This window comes from Amycolatopsis sp. NBC_00345 (genome assembly GCF_036116635.1).
In the GTDB taxonomy this organism is placed as follows: Bacteria; Actinomycetota; Actinomycetes; order Mycobacteriales; family Pseudonocardiaceae; genus Amycolatopsis.
Genome location: NZ_CP107995.1, coordinates 8,812,516 through 8,833,090 on the forward strand (window position 1 = coordinate 8,812,516; position 20,575 = coordinate 8,833,090).

Sequence of the window (20,575 nt, forward strand, 5' to 3'; positions counted from 1 at the left end):
CTGGATTCTGTAACGATTTCGGGTGTGGCCTGAACAGGTAACGAACCGTCCCCGCCCGGCGACCAATCGGTCAGCTGACGCGGGCGGAGGTTCAAGCGTGAAGATCAGTGTCTTCGGGCTGGGTTACGTGGGATGTGTGTCCGCGGCCTGTCTGGCGGGACGTGGGCACGAGGTCATCGGTGTCGACGTGAACCCGGTGAAGGTCGACTTGGTGACGTCCGGCCACGCGCCGGTGGTCGAGGAGCGGATCGGTGAGCTGACGGCGGCGGTCGTGGCGTCCGGGGCGCTGCGCGCGACCACCGACGTGGCCAAGGCCCTGGCGGAGAGCGACGTGTCGCTCGTGTGCGTGGGCACGCCGTCGGCGGCCAACGGCAGCCTGTCCACCGAGTACCTGGAACGGGTCGCCGACCAGATCGGCGAAGCGTTGGCGCGCAAGGGGACCCGGCACACGGTCGTGTTCCGCAGCACCATGCTGCCGGGCACCTGCCTCGACCTGCTGGTGCCGATCCTGGAGAAGTCCAGCGGCGGCACGGCTGGCGTCGACTTCGGCGTCGCGGTGAACCCCGAGTTCCTGCGTGAGGGCAGCAGCGTCCGCGACTTCTTCGACCCGCCCAAGACCGTGATCGGCGAGATCGACCCGGCCAGCGGCGACGTGGTGGCCCAGCTCTACGAGGGACTGCCCGGCGACGTCTTCCGCGTGCCGATCCCGGTCGCGGAGATGACGAAGTACGCCGACAACGCCTTCCACGGCCTCAAGATCGGCTTCGCGAACGAACTCGGCTCCATCTGCCGGGCGCTCGGCCTCGACTCGCACAAGGTGATGGACGTCTTCCTCGCCGACCGCAAGCTCAACGTGAGCCCCGCGTACCTGCGGCCCGGCTTCGCGTTCGGCGGCTCGTGCCTGCCGAAGGACCTGCGCGGGCTCGTGTACGCGGCGCACCGCGCGGACGTTTCCGTGCCGATCCTCGCGCACGTGCTGCCGTCCAACGACGATCACCTGCAGCGCGCGTTCGACCTGGTCGCGCGCACCGGCAAGCGCAAGGTCGGGCTGTTCGGGCTGTCGTTCAAGCCCGGCACCGACGACCTGCGCGAGAGCCCGCTCGTCGAGCTGGCCGAGCGGCTGCTGGGCAAGGGCTACGACCTCAAGATCTACGACGCCAACGTCAGCCTCTCGCGGCTGATGGGCGCGAACCGCGAGTACATCGAGGGCCGGCTGCCGCATCTCGGCCAGCTGCTCGCCGGCTCCGTCGAAGAGGTGCTGGAGCACGCCGACGTCTGCCTGATCGGCACGGCCGACCCCGCGGTGCTGGCCGCGCTCCCGCACGGCGGCGGGCAGACGCTCGTCGACCTGGTCCGCATCCCCGACGCCGAGGCGCGCCGGGCCGAAGAGGGATACGTCGGACTTGCCTGGTGACAAGAGAAGAGCGCTGATCCTGGTCGAGAACCTCTCGGTCCCCTTCGACCGCCGCGTGTGGCAGGAGTGCACGACGCTGCGCGACGCCGGCTGGGAGGTGCACGTGATCTGCCCGCAGGGCACCAAACGTGACACCGAGTCCGAGGCCGTGATCGACGAGGTCCACATCCACCGTTACCCGCTCACGGCGGCCACCGGCGGCCCGGCCGGGTACCTGCAGGAGTACGGCACCGCGCTGTGGCACACGTTCCGGCTCGCGCGCCGGATCGGCCCGGTCGACGTCGTGCACGCCTGCAACCCGCCGGACCTGCTGTTCCTCGTCGCCCGGATGCTCAAGCGCCAGGGCGCGAAGTTCGTCTTCGACCAGCACGACCTCGTGCCGGAGCTGTACCTCTCGCGGTTCGACCGCGGCCAGGACCGGCTCTACCGCGGTGTCTGCGCGCTGGAGCGCTCGACCTACCGGGCGGCCGACGTCGTGATCTCCACCAACGAGAGCTACCGCCAGGTCGCGCTCATCCGTGGCGGCAAACGGCCCGAGGACGTGTTCGTGGTCCGCAGCGCGCCCGTGGTCGAGCGGTTCCACGAGGTGCCGGTGGAGCCGGAACTCAAGCGCGGCAAGCCCCATCTGCTCTGCTACCTCGGCGTGATGGGTCCGCAGGACGGCGTCGACTACGCGTTGCGCGCCCTGGCTTCACTGCGGGACGAGGTGGGCCGGGATGACTGGCACGCCGTGTTCCTCGGCGCCGGCGACACGTTCGACGAGATGGTGGCGCTGTCGAAGCGGCTGGGCCTGGACGATCAGGTCGAGTTCACCGGCCGCGTCTCCGACGCCGACCTGCTGCGCTACCTGTCCGCGGCCGACGTGTGCCTTTCGCCCGACCCGCTCAACCCGCTCAACGACGTGTCGACCATGAACAAGATCATGGAGTACATGGCGATGAGCAAGCCCATCGTCTCGTTCGAGCTGCGTGAGGCCCGCGTTTCGGCGGGCGACGCCGCGCTCTACGCGCCGCCGAACGACGTCGCCGAGTTCGCCCGTCTGGTCGGCGTGCTGCTCGACTCCCCGGAGGAGCGGGCCCGCATGGGCAAGCTCGGCCAGGAGCGGGTCAGCGGGCCGTTGGCCTGGGGGAATTCGCAGAAGGCGCTGCTGGCCGCGTATGAGCGGGCCGTCCGGTCTTGATCGCGGTTTGAACAAGGTTGCGACGACCGGTGTAACCAACACCTGCAGCCCGACGACGGGGTTACTGACCGGCACGCCACTGGTGAGATCGGATGCGGGAGGAGACCCCGGTTTGAGTGACGACACGGTTCGGCTTTCCACGGTGGGGGTGCTCCTCCGGCGGCGGTGGCGGGCATTGCTGCTCTTGGTGGTGGTCGGCGCGGGCGTCGGCGCCGCCGCTTCGGTGGTGTTCTCGCCGGGGTACGAGACGTCGGCGAGCGTGCTGCTGCAAGGCCCGCGTCAGGCCGACGAATTGCTGACGCAGGCGCAGGTCGCGACCAGCTCTGTGGTGCTGGACCGGGCGTCGGCCACCCTCGGCCTGCGGGTCAGCGGCACGGACCTGCAGAAGTCGGTGACCGCTTCGGTGGCCCAGGGCAACGTCGTGACGATCACGACCAAGGGCGACAGCCCGCTGGCCGCGCAGCAGCTCGCGGACGAGGTGGCGAAGGAGTTCGTCAAGTACTCCACCCAGCTGCTCAGCAATTCGGCGGACACCGCGGCCCAGCTCGCGCAGGAGCAGCGCGAAGCCCTGCGCCAGCAGGTGACCCAGACCAACCAGCGGATCCTCGACCTGTCCCGCTCGGTGCAGGACGGCCAGACCGTCGAGGCCGTGCAGGTCCAGACCGAGCTGCAGGGCCTGCGCACCTCGCTCGAGCAGGCGATGAACAACCTCAACGCGGCCGACGCGGCCACCGGCACGGGCAACATGGTCGTGATGGGCCCGGCCGAACGGCCGACGTCACCCGCCGCGCCCACGATGCCGCAGCTGGTCGCCGGCGGCGCCGTCCTCTTCTTCCTCGTCGGCCTCCTCGGTCACCTCTTCGGCTCGCGCAACGATCGACGGCTGCGCGGCGAGGAGGAGATCGGCTCGGCGCTCGGCGCGCCCGTACTGGCCGCTGTCGACGTGCCCGAGTCCGCCCAGCGCGTCAAGGCCGCCGGTCTGCGGGGACGGCTGCGCCGGCTCATCGGCAGCGACCGGCCGTGGAACCTGCCCCCGGTGCCGGCCTCGGCCGACCGGGCCAGCCGCGACCTGCGTTACCGGCGGGTGCTCGCCCGGCTGACCGCCGAAAAGGGCGTCCGGCGGCTGCTCGTGCTGGTCGCCGAGGGCGACACCGCGGCGAAGCAGGCCGTTGCCCAGTTCACCGCGCTGGCGGATTCCGAGCGGCCGCGCGTGGAGCTGACCGTCGCCGAAGTGACGGCGGCGCAACCGGTTGTGCCGGACGGCGCCACTGGCGTGCTTGTAGTGCTCTCCCTCGGCTCGCGCAGCGCGTGGGAGCTGGTCGCCATCGCGGAAGCCTGCGCCGACGCCGGGCACGAGGTGCTGGGCGCCGTGCTCACCCGCGCGGTCCGGGTCAAGGGCAAGCCGCGCAAGGAACCCGCCGACGCGGGTCCACCCCAGGTCCCGGCGGGCCGTGACGTGATGGTTGGTTCGGCGTGACGAGTCCGCAGAGTTCCTCCCCGCCGTTGGTCGACCTGCACCGCTTGGCCGTGGCCCTGCGCCGTCGACGCCGGTTGTGGCTCGGCTTCGCGCTGGCCGGACTGGTCCTCGGCGGGGCCGCGGCGATCGCCCTGCCCGCGGCGCCGACCGCCGTCACCAAGATCATCGTGGTCCACCCCGACGACTCGCCGACCGACAGCGGCACGCTGATGCGCACCGACGTCGCGGTGCTGGAGACGGCGAAGATCGCGTCCGCGGCGTTGAAGAAGGCCGGCAGCACCGAAGCGCCGGCGGACTTCCTCAAGGACTACACCGGCCTCGGGCTGACCAACAACGTCATGCAGGTTTCGGTCAAGGCCAAGACGAAGGCCGACGCCCTCGCCAAGGCGCAGGCACTCGCCGACGTTTTCGTCGCCGACCACGTGCAGCGCAACCAGGCCGCCGCGACCGCGCAGTCCAAGGCCCTGCTCGACCAGCGCTCGCAGGCCCAGCAGCAGCTGGCGGACATCGACGCGCAGGCCGCGACGGAGAACGCCAAGGGCAGCAAGTCGAACGCGGGCACGCTCGCCCAGCTCTACACCCAGCGCGCCGACCTCGTGTCGAAGATCGCGGACCTGCAGAACCAGGCGCAACAGGCGGGCATCGGCACGCCGCAGGTCGCCGCGGGCACGCAGATCGTGGACGCGCCGGCCGTGCTGCCGGCGTCGCTGCTGAAGACGGGCGCCACGAACGGCGCCATCGGCCTCGCGCTGGGGCTGGCGCTCGGCCTCGCGTTCGCCGCGGTCACGGCGCTGGTGCGCGACCGGCCGGTGCTGCGCCGTGAGATCGCCGAGCACCTCGGCGCCTCGGTGATCGCGCAGCTGCCGTCGAAACTGCCCGGCCCGGCCCGGTTCTGGTCCCGCGGCCCGGGGGTGTCGGAGCGCAAGCGGGTGGCCGTCACGCTCGCCCGCGCCACGCGGTCGGAACGGGGGCCGCTCGCGCTGCTGGAGCTGGGCGCGCCCGGCGTCGCCGCGGAGCTGGCGCTGAACCTGGCGAAGGAGCTGGCCGAAGACGGCCCGGTGGTGGTCGTCGACGACCTGCCGCGCCGCGACGTCGGCAAGCTGCCGGTCGCGGGCGACGTGCGGGTCGTCGAGGCCGGTGACCCGGCCGTGGACGCGGCATCGCGGCGCATCGGCGTCGGCACGGTCGCGCCGGGCACCGCGTGGACGGACCTCGAATACCTGGGCACGGAGGCGGTGCTCGTCGTCCGCGCCGGGCATGCGAACACGCTGTGGCTGCACACGGTCGCGCGCCAGCTCGCCGACTGCCGGATCCCGATCGCCGGCGTGGTGCTCGTCGACCCGGACCCGAAGGACCACACAGACGGCACGCTCTGGGACGGCCTGCACACGGCGTTGCGGGGCCGGGCGTCGGCCGTCGTGGCCAAGCAGGCCGAACAGGTCACAGGGGAACCGGCCGTGCACGCCACGGCCGAGCGGGTCGCGGTCGAGGGGACCTCAGCGGACCGGATTTCGGGCGGGACCGGGCCGCGCAAGTTCGTCGAGCAGCGGCCGGAGCGGCCGATCGACTGGCCGATGGAGCCGGCGGGCGAGCGCGCGGCCGTGGCCCCGCGTGAGACCGACTCGTTCGACGCGCCGACCCGCCGGTTCCGGCCGGTCGTCCCGCAGCACTCGACCACCGCCGTCAACGGCAACGGCCACCAAACCTGACTTGTGAGTGTTTATGACGGTTCTAACCGTCATAAACACTCACAAGTCCTGATCTGCAGAGAGGCGAACGCCGATGTGCGGCATCGCAGGTGCTTACCACTGGCCGGACGGCGGCCCGCTGACCGACCGGCTCACCAAGTGCCTCACGCACCGCGGGCCGGACGGCTCGGGTCACTACGACCACCGTGCCGGGGCCGGTGAAGTCCACTTAGGACACCGCAGGCTGTCGATCATCGACCTGTCCGAGACGGGCGCGCAGCCGATGGTGGCCGAAGGCCTCGCGCTGACCTACAACGGCGAGCTGTACAACGCGCCCGAGCTGCGCGTCGAGCTGGAAGCGAAAGGCGTGAAGTTCCGGGGCACGTCCGATACCGAGGTGCTGCTGCGCGCTTGGCGCGAGTGGGGCACGGACTGCCTGCCGCGGCTGCGCGGCATGTTCGCGTTCGGCGTCTTCGACGAGCGCACCGGCGAGCTCGTGCTGGTGCGCGACCAGCTGGGCATCAAGCCGCTGTTCTTCGTACGGCGCGGCGGGGGCGTCGTCTTCTCTTCGGAGCTGAAGGCGCTGGCGGGCGAGCTGGGCGGCACGCTCCAGGTGGACGAGGCCGCGCTCATCGCGTCGCTGCTCTACTACTGGGTGCCGGACAGCCGGTGCGCCTACCGCGAGGCGGAAAAACTACAGCCCGGCACGTGGGCGCGGTTCCGGCCGGACGGCACGTGCGAGCGCGGCGCGTACTGGTCGCTGCGCCAGGTGGCCGAGGAGGGCGCGGCCTACACCGGCGACGTCGACCTGCACGCCGTGATCACCGACTCCACCAGCAAGCACCTGCTCTCCGACGTGCCGGTGGCTACCTTCCTCTCGGGTGGCCTCGACTCCAGCTACCTGACCGCGCTGGCCGCACGGCAGACACCCGGGATTTCCGCCTACACCATCGGTTTCCGCGCCGAAGACGCCAAGTTCGAGGCGATGCCGGACGACCTGAAGTACGCCCGGATCGCGGCCGCCAAGTTCGGCGTGGACCTGCACGAGATCGAGATCGCGCCGCAGGTGCTCGACCTGCTGCCGCGGATGACCTACCACCTCGACGAGCCGATCGGCGATCCCGCGGCGATCAACTCGTTCCTGATCTGCTCGGCCGCGCGCGAGGCCGGCGTCAAGGTGCTGCTCTCCGGCATGGGCGCCGACGAGCTGTTCGCCGGGTACCGCAAGCACTTCGCGAACCAGCTGGCCCTGCGTTACCAGCGGGTGCCGGGCCTGGTGCGCCGGCCGATCGGGTCGGTGGTGGACCGGCTGCCGGTCGCCTCGGCCACGCGCGGCTACCGCAGTGTGCGGTTCGCCAAGCGCTTCCTGTCGTTCGCGGACCTGCCGGAGGAGACGGCGTTCCGGCGCAGCTACACCATGTACGACCGCGGCGAGCTGCTCGACCTGGTGAACCCGGACCTGGCCGCGGAGGTGGACGACGTGCTCACCGAGCACTCCGACACCTACAACGACAACGCGCTGACCGACTACGTCAACCGCATGTGCCTCGCCGACTCCCGGATGTTCCTGCCCGGCCTGAACCTCGCCTACACCGACCGCTCGACGATGGCCGCGTCCACCGAGGTGCGCACGCCGTTTGTCGACGTCGAGGTCGTCAAGGCCGCGTTCCGGGTGCCGGGTAACAAGAAGATCGTCGGACGCCAGGGCAAGGCGGCGCTCAAGGAAGCCGCGCTGGCGATCCTGCCGAAGGAGATCGTCTACCGGCCGAAGGGCCTGTTCAGCGCCCCGCTGCGGGCCTGGATGAGCCGTGACCTCGCGCCGCTGGTGCGGGAGGTCGTGAACGAGGGCGTGCTCGTCGAATCCGGGTTCCTGCGGCGTGATGCGCTGCAGAAGCTCGTGGCCGAGGACGCCGCCGGGCAGCAGGACCGCGCCAAGCACCTCTGGCACATCTTGACCCTCGAGTACTGGTACCGCGGCGCCAAGTCCGCCGCGGCGTCGAGCAGCTAGGAGCGTTGTGAAGCAGGTAGTGCAGAACTACAAGAGCGGGGAGCTGGCGCTTCTCGACGTCCCGGTGCCCGCGTGCAAGCCGGGCGGCGTGCTCGTGCGCACGACGTACTCGCTGATCTCGACCGGCACCGAGATGATGAAGGTGTCCGAGGCGAGCATGTCCATGCTCGGCAAGGCGCGCTCGCGGCCGGACCAGGTGGCGAAGGTGATGCAGAGCGTCGCGGCCAACGGGCTGCCGGCGACCTACCGCAAGGTGACCAACAAGCTCGACTCGTACACGCCGCTCGGCTACTCGCTGTGCGGTGTGGTCGAGGAGGTCGGCGCGGGGATCGACGACGTCTCCGTTGGCGATCTCGTCGCGTGCGCCGGCAACGAGCACGCGCTGCACGCCGAGCTGAACTGGGTGCCGAAGAACCTCTACGCGAAGGTGCCCGCCGGGCTTTCCGCGCGGCACGCGGCGTTCGGCACCGTCGGCTCGATCGCGATGCAGGGCGTCCGCCGCGGTGAGCCGCAGCTCGGCGACCTCGCGCTGGTGATCGGGCTCGGCCTGATCGGGCAGCTCGTGGTGCAGCTGCTGGTGGCGTCCGGCGCGCGGGTGGTCGGCGTCGACCCCGACCCGGCCCGGTGCGAGCTGGCCGCGGGGCTCGGCGCATTGGCCTGCGGCCACCCGGGTTCCGGGCTGATCGGCAACGCGGTGGCCGAGCTGTCCGGCGGCCACGGCGCCGACCAGGTCTACCTCGCCGCGGGCGGCAGCACGAACGACCCGGTGGAGCTGGCCGCGAAGCTCGCGCGCGACCGCGGGCGCGTGGTCGACATCGGCAAGATCTCGCTGAACCTGCCGTGGAACGCGTACTACGAGAAGGAGCTGGACGTCCGGTTCTCGCGCTCGTACGGGCCCGGCCGCTACGACCCGTCGTACGAGCTGGAGGGCCGCGATTACCCGATCGGCTACGTGCGCTGGACCGAGCGGCGCAACATCGAGTGCTTCCTCGACCTGGCGGCGCGCGGCAAGCTGGACGTCGAGCCGCTGGTCACGCACGTCGCGGACTTCTCCTCGGCGGTGGAGACCTACAAATCGCTCAACGACGGCGAGTTGAAGGCCGTCGCGGTGCTGTTCCGCTACCCGGACGCTGTGCTCACCCCCTCCTCGCCGGATGCCCTGAAGGCCACCTTCAGGGACCCGGATGCCCTGAAGGTGGCCTTCAGGGACGCAGATGCCCTCAAGGTGGCCTTCAGGGCACGTCCGGAACCGCGCAGCGGCGGGCTGCGGATCGGGTTTGTGGGTGCGGGGAACTACGCGTCGTCGATGCTGCTGCCGCATCTGGTCGAGCAGGACCGCGTCAGCCTGGCCGAGGTCGTCACCACCTCGGCGCTCTCGGGCGCGAACGCCAAGCGCAAGTTCGGCTTCGCCCGCGCGTCGACCGACCTCGACCAGCTGCTCGCGAACGACACCGTCGACACGCTGTTCATCGTGACCCGGCACAGCTCGCACGCCGAGCTGACCCGGCGCGCGCTGCTCGCGGGCAAGGCCGTGTTCGTGGAGAAGCCGCTGGCACTGTCCGAAAAGGAGCTTCGCGGCATCGTCGAGGCGATCGGGGAGTCGGGCAACAACCGGCTGCAGGTCGGCTTCAACCGCCGGTTCGCGCCGCTGCTGAACGAGGCGCGGGTCCAGTTCGGCCCGCGCGTCGGCCCGGCGTCGGTGCGCTACCTGGTGAACGCGGGCCGGCTCGACTCCGGCAGCTGGTACAACCAGGCCGGCTCCGAGGGCACCCGCTTCGCCGGCGAGGGCGGGCACTTCATCGACACCGTCAGCTGGTTCCTCGGCAGCGACCCGGTTTCGGTGTACGCCACCGCCACGCCGGGCAACAACGACCTGCAGGTGCTCCTGCGGTACGCCGACGGCTCGACCGCCGCGATCAGCTACGTCACCAGCGGCTCCACCGCGTTCCAGAAGGAGACGCTGGACGTGCTGGCCGACGGCCGGGTGCTGAAGTTCGACGACTTCGCCCGGGCGTCCGTCTACGGCAAGAAACGCTGGTCCAGCTCCCGCATCCCGAAGGGCCGCGACAAGGGGCAGCGCGCCGAGGTCGAGGCCTTCGTGACCGCGCTGACCACCGGCGTCGCGATGCCGATCAGCGTCAGCTCGCTGGTGGCGACCACGCTGGCGACGCTCGCCGTGAGCCGCAGCCTCGAAACCGGCGCGCCGGTGCGGCTGGAGCCGTCGGCGGTGCTCGGGTGATGGACCCCGCCTGGTACCTGCGAAGACTTTCGGCGATGGGGCCGGCCGAGATCGCCGGCCGGGCCACCGACGCGCTGCGCAAGCAGCAGTGGCGGGGCGTCTCGCGGCAGAAGGCCACCTGGCTGCCGCACCGCGCGTTCGCCCCGCTCAGCCCGCTGGCCGAAGTTTCGGACGACGCCCGCCGCGAGCTGCTGGCCACGGCCGAGCGGCTGATGGACGGGCACGCCGAGTACTTCGGCGTCGAACGCGGTGACCTCGTCGCGCCCGACTGGGCCTTCGACCCGAAGACCGGCCGTCACGCGCCGGGCGACGCCTACTCGTTCGACATCGCCTACCGCAGCGAAGACACGGTCGGTGACATCAAGCAGATCTGGGAGCCCTCGCGCCACCAGCACCTCACCGTGCTGGCCGCCGCGTACGCGCTGACCGGCGACGACCGGTACGCCCACCGCGTGGCCGACCACCTGAAGTCCTGGTGGGTGGCGAACCCGCCGATGCGCGGCGTGCACTGGCTGAGCGGGATCGAGCTGGGCATCCGGCTGCTGTCCTGGGTGTGGGTGCGGCGGCTGCTCGACGGCTGGGCCGGCGCGCCCGGCCTGTTCGAGGACAATCCCGAGGCGCTGCACCAGGTCTGGCACCACCAGCGCTGGCTCGCCGCCTTCCCGAGCCGCGGCTCGTCGGCCAACAACCACGTGATCGCCGAGGACGCCGGGCAGCTCGCGGCCGCCTGCGCGTTCGACTGGTTCCCGGAATCGGCCGGCTGGCGTGACACGGCGGTGCGATCGCTGGACACGCAGCTGCAGGCCAACACGTTCGCCTCCGGGCTCAACCGCGAGCTGGCCACCGAGTACCACGGGCTGGTGCTGGAGCTGGGGCTCGCGGCCGCGCTGGAGGCGGGCGACGCCGTGCCCCAGTCGACCTGGCTGGTGCTGCGCCGGATGTGCGACGCCCTGGCGTCCATTGTGGACGTCAAACTGCGGCCGCCGAGGCAGGGCGACGCCGACGACGGTTACGGGCTGGTCGTCGACGGCGCCGGCGTGAGCCGCTGGGCCTCGCTGCTCGCGACGGGCGACGCGCTGTTCGGCCGCCGCGACTGGTGGCCCGAGGTGCCGGGCGGCGACGTGCGGACCGCGTTGTTCTCGGCGCTGGCCAAGGTGCCCGAGCTGGAGGGGATGCGGCCGCCGCGCCGGCCCGACGACCTGTTCGACGCGGGCATGACGATCCTGCGCACCCCTGCGAACCAGCCGGCCGCGCCGGAGATCTGGTGCCGCTGCGACGGCGGGCCGCACGGCTTCCTGGCCATCGCCGCCCACGCGCACGCCGACGCGTTGTCGCTGGAGGTCCGCCACGACGGCGTCGACATCCTCGCCGACCCCGGCACGTACTGCTACCACGGCGAGCCGGAGTGGCGCTCGTACTTCCGTTCCACGTTGGGCCACAACAGTTTGGAGCTCGGCGGGACGGACCAGTCGACGTCCGGCGGGCCGTTCCTCTGGACCCGGCACGCGAGCACGCGGACGCTGGCCGTCGGGCCGGTGCGCTGGCGCGCGGAGCACGACGGGTACGCACCGGCGGTGCATCGCCGATGCGTCGAACTGACCGGCCGCACGCTGACCGTGGTCGACGAGGTCGAGGCCGTGACGTCGGTGCCCGCGCGGCTCGCGTTCCACTTCGGCCCGCTCGTCGAGGTGACCTTGGACAGCAGCACGGCGAAGCTGGCCTGGCCGGGGCACACGGCGACGCTGGAACTGCCTGCCGGGCTCGCCTGGACCGCGCATCGCGGCGAAACGAACCCGCCGCTCGGCTGGTACTCGTCCGGCTTCGGCCGACGTGAACCGGCGACCACCTTGGTGGGCAGTGGTTTCGCCGGTGCCGCCGACGAACCGCTGACCACCGTGCTCCGCTTCCCCTGACCGTCTCGCCGAGAGGAACGATGTGCGACTGACCAGCAGGCTGGCTCTGCTCCTGGGTGCGCTGTGCCCGCTGGTCCTGGCCGGGTGCTCCAGCGCACCCGAGGAAGACCCGGCGTCGAGCCAGGTCGCCGCGACTTCGGCCGCGCCGTCCGGGCCCGTCGCCGCGCTGTGCGACAAGATGCCGCCCGGTCCCGTCACCGCCCCGGCGGGCGCGGTGACCGTGGACCCGGCGGTGCCCGACGACCTCGCGACGAAGACGAAGGACTCCCCGCCCGGCACCACGTTCTGGCTCAAACCCGGCGCCCACCACCTCGGCGACGACCGGTTCGACCAGGTGCAGCCGAAGGACGGCGACGTCTACGTCGGCGCGCCCGGCGCGGTGCTCGACGGGCGCCGGCTCAACCAGTACGCGTTCACCGGGCACGCGAAGAACGTCAAGATCCAGTCGCTGACCGTGCAGGGCTTCGTCGCGCCGCGCGACGAGGGCGTGGTCAACCACGACTCCGGCGACGGCTGGCTGATCCAGCACACCACCGTCCAGGACAACGACGGCGCCGGGCTGATGGCCGGCGCGAAGCAGCAGGTGCTGGACAACTGCCTGCGGCGCAACGGCCAGTACGGCATGAACGCGTTCTCCGGCGACGGCGACATCACCGGGCTGGTGGTGCGCGGCAACGAGATCACCGGCAACAACACCGGTGACTGGGAGGCCAAGGTCGACGGCTGCGGCTGCACCGGCGGGATCAAGTTCTGGTCCGTGAACGGCGCGGACGTCGTCGGCAACTGGGTGCACGACAACCGTGGCACCGGGCTGTGGGCCGACACGAACGACAACGACTTCCTGATCGAGGGCAACCTGATCGAGGGCAACGACAGCTCCGCGATCACGTACGAGACCAGCTACAACGCCGTGATCCGGAACAACACGCTGCGCCGCAACAACCTCGTCGACGGCCGCAAGTACACCGACCGCGGCGACACCTTCCCGGTGTCGACGATCTACGTCTCCGAGTCCGGCGGCGAGCCGCGGGTGCAGGCGCGGACGTCGAAGCTGGAGATCTACGGCAACGTGTTCGAGAACAACTGGAACGGCATCACCCTGTGGGAGAACGCGGACCGCTTCTGCAACAGCCCGGCCAACACCTCCAGCGGCGTCTGCACGAAGCTCGTGCCGGACGTGACCAAGTGCGCCGCGCCGGCGATCGCGCAGAAGCCGCTGTACGACGACTGCCGCTGGAAGACCCAGCGCGTCGACGTGCACAACAACCGCTTCGTGCTCGACCCGGACGCGATCGGCTGCCAGGAGACCTGTGCGCGGATGGGGCTGCTGTCGAACTTCGGCACCTACCCGGACTGGTCGCCGTACCAGGGCGACGTGGTGCAGGACGCGATCACCCACAGCCAGGGCAACACCTGGCACGACAACGCCTACGCCGGGCCGTGGACGTTCATCGCGGGCGACCAGAGCCACATCCTCGGCATCGGCGAATGGGAGGGCGCGCCGTACAACCAGGACGCCCGCACCACCTACCAGCGCGGCGGGGGTGGCTGATTTGGCGAGGTCAGGACTCGTGAGTGTTGAGGACGGTTCTAACCGTCATAAACACTCACGAGCTTTTCAGCAGCCGACGCCCGCAGAGGGTGAGCCGACGCCGAAGCTCGTCGGCGCGTCGTGGGCGCTGCTGATCCTCAACACGCTGGGCTCCACCGGCGCGCAGACCGTGATCCCGCTGCCCCGGTCGGTCATCCAGATCGTCACCATGGGCGCGCTGATGTCGGCGTTCGCGCTGGCGCTGGTGCTCAACCCGCGGATCAAGGTCCGGCCCAGCGCCTACCTGATGCTGCTCAGCCTGCTGCTCATCACGAGCATCGTGGCCAGCCTGGACCTGCAGAGCGGCCTCGGGGCGCTGTTCCGGTGCTTCCGGTTCGGTGTTTTCGTGGTGACGCTGTGGCTGCTCACGCCGTGGTGGAACGGGTCGTTCACCTTTGTGCGCCACCACATCCGGATGTTCGGCGCGGTGCTCGTCTCGGTCGCCATCGGGCTGGTCGTGTCACCCGGCAAGTCGATGCCCGAGACGTACGGCGGGCGGCTCGCGGGCGCGGTGTGGCCGCTGACGCCGCCGCAGGTCGGGCAGTACGCGGCCGTCATCGCGGGCCTCGCGGCGCTGTTGTGGCTCGGCAAGCGGCTGGAGTACAAGACGGCGCTGGCGGTGATCGTCCCGTCGATGGCCCTGCTCCTGCTTTCGCACACCCGCACGGCGACGCTCGGGCTGGTCGCCGGACTGGTGGTCGCGCTGCTCTCACTGGCGCTGACCAGCGCCCGCGCGCGCAAGGTGTTCGCCGCGGTCGTGGTGATCAGCGGGTTTTCGGCGGTGGTGCTCGGCGGGCTGCTGCAGGCGTGGTTCCTGCGCGGGCAGAGCGAGGACAACTTCTCCAGCCTCACCGGCCGGGCGAAGGTGTGGGACGCGCTGCTTTCGGCCCCGCGCACGATCAACGAGTATATCTTCGGCGTGGGGCTCACCGACAAGTCCTACGACGGGCTCCCGATCGACAACAGCTGGCTCGCCGTCTACCACGAGCAGGGCTTCGTGGGGATCGCCATCGTCGCGTCGTTCCTGCTGGTGCTGGTCGCGGTGGCGGTGCTGCGGCCGCCGTCGCTGGCCCGCGCCTGCGCGATCTTCCTGATCACCTACTGCATTTCCGCGTCCTACACCGAAGCCGGGCTCGGCGACGCTTCGCCGTACCTGCTGCACCTGGCGCTGGCCGCGACGCTGCTCGCGCAAGGCGGCGGGCGGGTGCGCGAGGACGACTTCATCCCGAAAGGCCGGCCCGCATGAGGGTGCTCGTCGTCCACAACCGCTACCGCTCCGAGCAGCCGAGCGGGGAGAACAACGTCGTCGACGCCGAGGTGGCGCTCCTGCACCGCGGCGGCGTGAAGGTCGGCCGGTTCGAGCGGCAGAGCGACGACATCGTGTCGATGTCCTTGCCGCACAAGGCTTTGGTGCCGTTGCGGGTGCCGTGGAACCGGGCCGTGCGCGCCGAGCTGGCCACGCGGCTGCGGGTCGAGCGGCCGGACGTGGTGCACGTCCACAACACGTTCCCGCTGCTGTCGCCCTCGGTGCTGGCGGCGTGCGCGGACGCGCGGGTGCCGGTGGTGGCGACGCTGCACAACTACGGCCTGGTCTGTCCGCCCGGCACGCTGTACCGCGACGGCCACGTGTGCACGGACTGCGTCGGCCGCGGGCCGGTGCCCGCGGTGCGGCACGGGTGCTACCGCGGGTCCGCCGTCGCGACGCTGCCGATGGCCGTCAACCTCGTCGCGAACCGCCACCGCTGGCAGACGGGGGTCACGCGGTTCTTCTGCATCTCCGACGCCCAGCGGCGGCTGCTGGTGGACGCGGGCCTGCCGTCGGCGCGGATGACGGTGAAGCACAACTTCGTCACCGACCCCGGCGTGCGCCGGACCGGCGGCGGTGAGCACGTGCTTTTCCTCGGCCGGCTGACCGAGGAAAAGGGTGTGCCGCTGCTGATGGCGGCGTGGCACCGGCTGGGTGGTTCGCTCGGGCTGCCGCTGGTGATCGCCGGGACCGGGCCGCTGTCGGACGAGGTGGCCGCGTGGGCCGCGGGGCGGGACGACGTGTCGTACGTCGGGCTCCAGAGCGCCGCGGAGTGCCGTGACCTGGCGGCGCGGGCGGCGGTGATGGTCGCGCCGTCGGCCTGGCTGGAGGCGTTCGGGCTGGTGGTGGTGGAGGCGATGGCCGCGGGGGTGCCGACGGTCGCGCCCGCGCACGGCGCGTTCGAGGAGCTGATTTCCGACGGCGTGACGGGCCTGCTGCACACGCCCGGCTCGGCGCCGTCACTGGCGGACGCGCTGCGCGACGCCGTCGCGGACCCGGAGCGCAATCGCAAGATGGGGGAGGCCGCGCGGGAGCGGTACGAGCAGGACTTCACCCCGGAGGTCGGCCTACGCCGGCTGGTCTCCGGCTATGAGGCAGCGATCGCGGCGTACGGTTCGGCTCGATGAGGAACGCGGTCCGCACAGCGCCGACGGCGCTGCCCGCTCCGGTGCGCGCGCCTTCGCTGGTCCTCGCCGCCCTGGGGCTCGTGGTGCTGGTGGTTTTGGGCGCGGTGTTCGCGGGCCACTCGGCACCGAGCGGTTTCGACGCCGGTCTACTGCCAGGCCCGGACGGTTTGCCCGACCCGTGGTGGTACTTCGCCAACGCCATCGACTTCTGCGGCGAGCCGGTGGGTTCGGCGATCCTGATCGTGCTGTTCGTGGGCGGCTCGCTGCTCGCGGGCCGGTCGCGTACGGCTGTGCTCACGCTGGTGGGGTGCGGCGTCACGGTGGCCTTGACGTCGGTGCTGAAGCCGCTGACCGGGCGCACGATCCACGGCAGCTTCTTGTCTTATCCGAGCGGGCACACGGCGTTTGCCACGGCGTTGGCTCTTATCGGGGCCTTTGTGCTGGTGGACCGGTTGAAGCTGGGTCGCGCTTTTGCTGTGGCGGTGGTGCTGGGTGTCGCTTTGGTCTGCGGTTTGCTGATGGCGTGGGCGGAAGTGGGCCTCGGCGCGCACTACCCGACGGACACGATCGGCGGCTTCGCCACGGCGTTCGCGGTGATCCCGGCTACGGCATGGGCGGTGGACCGGGTGGCGGCGCGGCTTTAGGGCTTGTGAGTGTTGATGACGGTTAGAACCGTCATCAACACTCACAAGCTTGAGAAGCTGCTCCCCGCATCCTGCCCATACGGCGCCGCCTGCCACTGGGCCGGAGTCAGTGCCCGGCTGGTGTCATGGGCGACGAACGTCCAAGGCCCGCTGTACGTGTTGGCCGTGAAGTGGTTGTCCTGCGCGAAAGTGATGGCCTGCCCGACGACGTCGCCCTTGTACGGTGACCAGTCCGGGTAAGTGCCGTAGTTCGAGAGGATCGCCATGCGGCCGCAGAAAACGCTGCATCCGAGGTGCGCGGGGTCGAAGGTGAACTGGTTGTCGTGCACCGTGACGTGCTGCGTTTTCCAGCGGCAGTCGTCATACAGCGGTTTCTGCGCGATCGAAGGCGCCGTGCACTGGGCCTTCGTAGCGAACGGCGTGCAGTAGCCGGTGGAAGTGTTGGCCGGGCTGTTGCAGAAGCGGTCCGCGTTCTCCCACAACGTGATGCCGCCCCAGTTGTCCTCGAAGGTGTTGTCGCCGATGTCGATCTGGTGCGTGCGTGCTGTGAGGCGGGGCTCGCCGCCGGACTCGGAGAGGTAGATCGTCGCGACGGGGAAGTTGTCGCCCTTCGTGGCTTTCGCGAGGCCCGCGACGATGCCGTTGCGCCGGAACACGTTGCCGCGGACGGTGAGGTTGTGGCTGATTTCGTAGAATAGCGCCTCGGCCTCGTTGTCCTCGAAGAGGTTGTCCTGCACCAGGAAGTCGTTGTCGTTCGTGTCGGCCCAGAGGCCGGGGCCGTGGTTGCCGTGGACCCAGTTGCCGCGCACGTCGGCGCCGTTCACCGCCCAGAACTTGACGCCGCCGCTGCACCCGCAGCCGGGCGCCTTGGCCTCCCAGTTGTCGGTGTTGTTGCCGGTGATCTCGTTGTCTTCGAGGACAAGGCCGGTGATGCCGTCGCCGGCGCGGTAGGCGTTCATGCCGTACTGGCCGTTGTCGCGCAGGCAGCTGTGCCGGACCTCCTGCCGGTCGCCGGCCATCAGCGCCGCGCCGCGGTTGTCCTCGACGGTGGCGTTCTCGATCACCCAATGGCTGCCGGAATCGTGGTTGACCACACCCTGGTCCTGGGGCGCGGCGAAGTTCCGCACGGTCAGGTTGCGGATCACCACGTCGCTTGCCGTCCCGGCGAAGGCGAACAGGTTGGCGCCGCGCCCATCGAGGACCGCGCCGGGCGCGACGAGGTAAACGTCGCCGTCCTTGGGGCGGACCTGGCCGTACTGGTCGCCGCCGAGGGTGTGCGTGCCGGGCTTGAGCCAGAACGTCGTCCCGCCCGGCGCCGCCTGCGTTTTCAGCTCCAGGTCGTTGTCGACGCCGGGGTCGGCGACCACGGCGCCCGCGGGGGCGGCCGGGTAACTGTCCGGCTGGTTCCCGCACGCGTGCCCCGTTGTTTCGGCGGCCTGAGCGGTGCTCACCCCGCCCAGTAGCAGCACAAATCCGAGCACCGAAGCCACCGCTCTACCCATCGGGCCAAGCTACGTCCGCGTGACTTCCCCGTCTCGGCACCGACGGGTGAACTTGAAATTCGCGCGACGCGGCCCGGGCGGGCTTGCCATGCTGCCCCGCGTGATCGACGACTACGCGCTCGTGCGGCGGGCGAAAATGCGCTGGAACACCCCGCTGGACGAGGCACACGCGGAGTTGCTTCTCCAGCGCCTCGACGTCCAGGGCGGGACCGTTGTGGACCTCGGCTGCGGCTGGGGTGAGCTGCTGATCCGCGCGGTCGACGGCACGGCGGCGCGGGGGATCGGCATCGACGTCGACGAGGTCGCGCTCGACCGCGGCCGAAAGGCGGCGACCGAACGGGGCGCTGCGGTCGAGTTCGTGGAGCAGGCCGCCGCCGAGTGGCGCGGCACGGCCGATCGGGCCATCTGCATCGGCGCCTTGCACACCGAAGCCGCGCGGGAGATCTTCGGCGACGAGTAGCCGTCGCCGTAGGCAGCCGACCGGTTGTCGTGGCGCGGGCTTCGAGGGCCGGCCGGGTACCGCCGATCAACGCGAGCGGGAGTACGTGTCCGTCTACCGGGGTGTGTTCGGGCTCGGCTACCTGGTGCTGGTCCGCGATCCCGCGTGAATCCTGTGTTCCGCGCTGACAGGATCCTGAAACATTCTTCCTAGGCTCCCAAGACATGAGGTACGTGCCGGCAGGCTGTTTGGCGGTCACCATGGTGTTGCTGTCCGCCGTGACGGCGCAGGCGGGCGAGCCGCCCAGAACCGTCGTCCCGACCATGGACTACCGGCCGGGCAACGCGGTCGACGCCGGGCCGACGGACCCGGCCGAGGCGGTTGACGTCGAGGTGTTCCTAATCGGTAGTGGGGGTAGTTCTTCCGGCTCGTGACCGGGTCGGTTGGTGCTGGTTCACCGGTAGGCGACGCCTGGGGGTTCCGGTCGTTCGACGACTTAGGAAAGAACGGCGCGTCTGCCGGTGAACCGGTGATCGTGGTGGTGGGATGTCGTTGCTCGAGTCCGCCGCAGGAGGTGACCTCTCGATGTGTTCCCGGGCTGTGAGCTCTTCGACAGAACGAGGTGCCTGCGGTGTGCTGGAGTCACGAACGGCTACTGAGATGACGGACCGCCGAGTCCCGCGATTAGGGCGCTGCGTGACCCTGCCTGGACCCGTGACCTGCGTGAATATTGAAGGAGGCGTGACGGTTTGACACTGTTCTGCGGCATCGACTGGGCTGAGTCCCACCATGATGTCGCGATCATCGACGACACCGGAACCGTCGTGGCGAAGGCCCGGATCGGTGACGACGCGGCCGGGTTCGCCCGGCTGCTGGACCTGCTGGTCGGGGCCGGTGACACCGCCGAGGCGCCGGTCCCTGTGGGCATTGAGACCGATCACGGTCTGCTCGTCTCCGCGCTGCGCGTCACCGGCCGCACGATCTATGCGATCAACCCGCTCTCGGCATCGCGTTACCGGGCCCGGTACCAGGTTTCCGGGGCGAAGTCCGACGCCGCGGACGCGGTGCTGCTGGCCAACATCGTGCGCACCGACGCGGCCGCGCACCGCCCGTTGCCGGTCGACACCGACCTCGCCCAGGCGGTGCGGGTGCTGGCGCGGGCCCAGCAGGACGCGGTCTGGGGCCGCCAGCAGCTGGGCAACCAGCTTCGCTCGCTGCTCAAGGAGTTCTACCCGGCCGCGCTCGACGCGTTCGCCGGGCTGCCCGAGGGCGGCCTGGCCCGACGCGACGCCCGCACCGTCCTCGCCGCGGCACCTACACCCGCGCTCGCAGCGAAGCTGACCCGAGCACGTCTGCGGACCCTGCTGGCGAAGGCCGGGCGCCGCCGCAACGTCGACCATGACGTTGATCGGCTCTATGGGATCTTCCGGTCGGAGCGGTTGCGGCAGCCACCGATGGTGGAGAACGCGATGGGCATCCAGTTCTCGGCTCTGCTGAGCCAATTCGAGGCCGCCTGCGCTGCCGCTGACAGCCTCGCGGAGGCGACCCGGACACATTTTGAGCAGCACCCGGATGCCAGGATCATCACCAGCTTCCCCGGCCTGGGGCTGCTGGCCGGCGCCCGGGTGCTCGCCGAAATCGGAGACGACCGCGCCCGCTTCACCGACCCGCGTGGGCTGAAGGCCTACGCCGGCTCGGCGCCGATCACTCGTGCCAGCGGCCGAAAAACCGTGGTCTCGCACCGGCACATCAAAAACCGGCGCTTGGCCGCGGTCGGCCCGATCTGGGCGCTGAGCTCGCTCAAAGCCAGCCCCGGCGCGCGTCGCCACTTCGACGCCCGCCGCGCCGCCGGCGACTGGAACCACCAAGCCCAACGCCACCTGTTCAACAAATTCCTCGGCCAGCTTCACCACTGCCTGCAGACAGACTGCCGCTACGACGAACATCAAGCCTTTCCACCTCCACTCACTGCCGCAGCTTGACTTCCAACAACCTGAGATGTCTTTCCGGTGACGCGACGGCACTGGCCGCGTATGCCCGGTCGGTG

General features: G+C 70.5%; 15 protein-coding genes. 14 read left to right on the plus strand and 1 reads right to left on the minus strand.

Going from position 1 to position 20,575, the window contains the following annotated elements; genetic code table 11:
• Positions 1–97: 97 nt before the first annotated feature.
• The 11 genes from OG943_RS40065 to OG943_RS40115 all read left to right on the plus strand — a co-directional run bounded on the left by OG943_RS40065 (position 98) and on the right by OG943_RS40115 (position 16,587).
• Positions 98–1,414, plus strand: coding sequence for a nucleotide sugar dehydrogenase (locus OG943_RS40065; RefSeq protein ID WP_328606110.1), 1,317 nt, complete (start codon positions 98–100; stop codon positions 1,412–1,414).
• The gene (locus OG943_RS40070; RefSeq protein ID WP_328606111.1) at positions 1,404–2,594 is read left to right on the plus strand and encodes a glycosyltransferase family 4 protein; all 1,191 of its coding nucleotides are present in this window, start codon (positions 1,404–1,406) and stop codon (positions 2,592–2,594) included. The genes OG943_RS40065 and OG943_RS40070 overlap by 11 nt, the downstream gene beginning before the upstream one ends.
• 112 nt (positions 2,595–2,706) lie before the next feature.
• On the plus strand, positions 2,707–4,071 hold the full coding sequence (locus tag OG943_RS40075) for an exopolysaccharide biosynthesis protein (protein ID WP_328606112.1): 1,365 nt from the start codon (positions 2,707–2,709) through the stop codon (positions 4,069–4,071).
• Complete coding sequence (locus OG943_RS40080) at positions 4,068–5,780, plus strand: Wzz/FepE/Etk N-terminal domain-containing protein (protein ID WP_328606113.1); 1,713 nt, start codon at positions 4,068–4,070, stop codon at positions 5,778–5,780. The genes OG943_RS40075 and OG943_RS40080 overlap by 4 nt, the downstream gene beginning before the upstream one ends.
• Positions 5,781–5,853: 73 nt before the next feature.
• Positions 5,854–7,767 carry an asparagine synthase (glutamine-hydrolyzing) gene (gene asnB, locus OG943_RS40085; protein WP_328606114.1) on the plus strand — a complete coding sequence of 638 codons (1,914 nt, stop codon included), beginning with the start codon at positions 5,854–5,856 and terminating at the stop codon, positions 7,765–7,767.
• A gap of 7 nt (positions 7,768–7,774) precedes the next feature.
• Entirely contained in the window at positions 7,775–10,006 is a 2,232-nt protein-coding gene (locus OG943_RS40090; protein WP_328606115.1) for a bi-domain-containing oxidoreductase, read from the plus strand.
• Positions 10,006–11,919, plus strand: a complete 1,914-nt coding sequence (locus OG943_RS40095; protein WP_328606116.1) for an alginate lyase family protein — start codon at positions 10,006–10,008, stop codon at positions 11,917–11,919. Before OG943_RS40090 ends, OG943_RS40095 begins: the two co-directional genes overlap by 1 nt.
• Before the next feature lie 22 nt (positions 11,920–11,941).
• A complete protein-coding gene (locus OG943_RS40100; RefSeq protein WP_328606117.1) occupies positions 11,942–13,471 on the plus strand; it encodes a right-handed parallel beta-helix repeat-containing protein in 1,530 nt (509 codons plus the stop codon).
• Between the two features lie 127 nt (positions 13,472–13,598).
• On the plus strand, positions 13,599–14,756 hold the full coding sequence (locus OG943_RS40105; protein WP_328612279.1) for an O-antigen ligase family protein: 1,158 nt from the start codon (positions 13,599–13,601) through the stop codon (positions 14,754–14,756).
• Positions 14,753–15,943 (plus strand): glycosyltransferase, encoded by a 1,191-nt coding sequence (locus OG943_RS40110; RefSeq protein WP_328606118.1) that lies wholly within the window; start codon positions 14,753–14,755, stop codon positions 15,941–15,943. Before OG943_RS40105 ends, OG943_RS40110 begins: the two co-directional genes overlap by 4 nt.
• Positions 15,940–16,587 (plus strand): phosphatase PAP2 family protein, encoded by a 648-nt coding sequence (locus tag OG943_RS40115; protein ID WP_328606119.1) that lies wholly within the window; start codon positions 15,940–15,942, stop codon positions 16,585–16,587. The genes OG943_RS40110 and OG943_RS40115 overlap by 4 nt, the downstream gene beginning before the upstream one ends.
• 41 nt (positions 16,588–16,628) lie before the next feature.
• On the opposite strand, the gene OG943_RS40120 is transcribed toward OG943_RS40115, so the two are convergent.
• Positions 16,629–18,089, minus strand: a complete 1,461-nt coding sequence (locus OG943_RS40120; protein WP_328606120.1) for a right-handed parallel beta-helix repeat-containing protein — start codon at positions 18,087–18,089, stop codon at positions 16,629–16,631.
• 100 nt (positions 18,090–18,189) lie between these two features.
• Here OG943_RS40120 and OG943_RS40125 point away from each other — a divergent pair, with 100 nt between their 5' ends.
• The 3 genes from OG943_RS40125 (at position 18,190) to OG943_RS40135 (ending at position 20,510) form a co-directional block, all read left to right on the plus strand.
• Complete coding sequence (locus OG943_RS40125; protein ID WP_328606121.1) at positions 18,190–18,549, plus strand: SAM-dependent methyltransferase; 360 nt, start codon at positions 18,190–18,192, stop codon at positions 18,547–18,549.
• 203 nt (positions 18,550–18,752) lie between these two features.
• Positions 18,753–18,962, plus strand: a complete 210-nt coding sequence (locus OG943_RS40130) for a hypothetical protein (protein WP_328606122.1) — start codon at positions 18,753–18,755, stop codon at positions 18,960–18,962.
• 315 nt (positions 18,963–19,277) lie between these two features.
• On the plus strand, positions 19,278–20,510 hold the full coding sequence (locus tag OG943_RS40135; protein WP_328606123.1) for an IS110 family transposase: 1,233 nt from the start codon (positions 19,278–19,280) through the stop codon (positions 20,508–20,510).
• Positions 20,511–20,575: the final 65 nt, after the last annotated feature.

What these genes read in the sequence shown, in the direction of transcription:
- asnB (WP_328606114.1), top strand. Translation starts at nt 5,854, where the DNA reads ATGTGCGGCATCGCAGGTGCTTACCACTGGCCGGACGGCGGCCCGCTG.
- OG943_RS40095 (WP_328606116.1), top strand. Translation starts at nt 10,006, where the DNA reads ATGGACCCCGCCTGGTACCTGCGAAGACTTTCGGCGATGGGGCCGGCC.
- OG943_RS40110 (WP_328606118.1), top strand. Translation starts at nt 14,753, where the DNA reads ATGAGGGTGCTCGTCGTCCACAACCGCTACCGCTCCGAGCAGCCGAGC.
- OG943_RS40115 (WP_328606119.1), top strand. Translation starts at nt 15,940, where the DNA reads ATGAGGAACGCGGTCCGCACAGCGCCGACGGCGCTGCCCGCTCCGGTG.
- OG943_RS40120 (WP_328606120.1), bottom strand. Translation starts at nt 18,089, where the DNA reads ATGGGTAGAGCGGTGGCTTCGGTGCTCGGATTTGTGCTGCTACTGGGC.
- OG943_RS40130 (WP_328606122.1), top strand. Translation starts at nt 18,753, where the DNA reads ATGAGGTACGTGCCGGCAGGCTGTTTGGCGGTCACCATGGTGTTGCTG.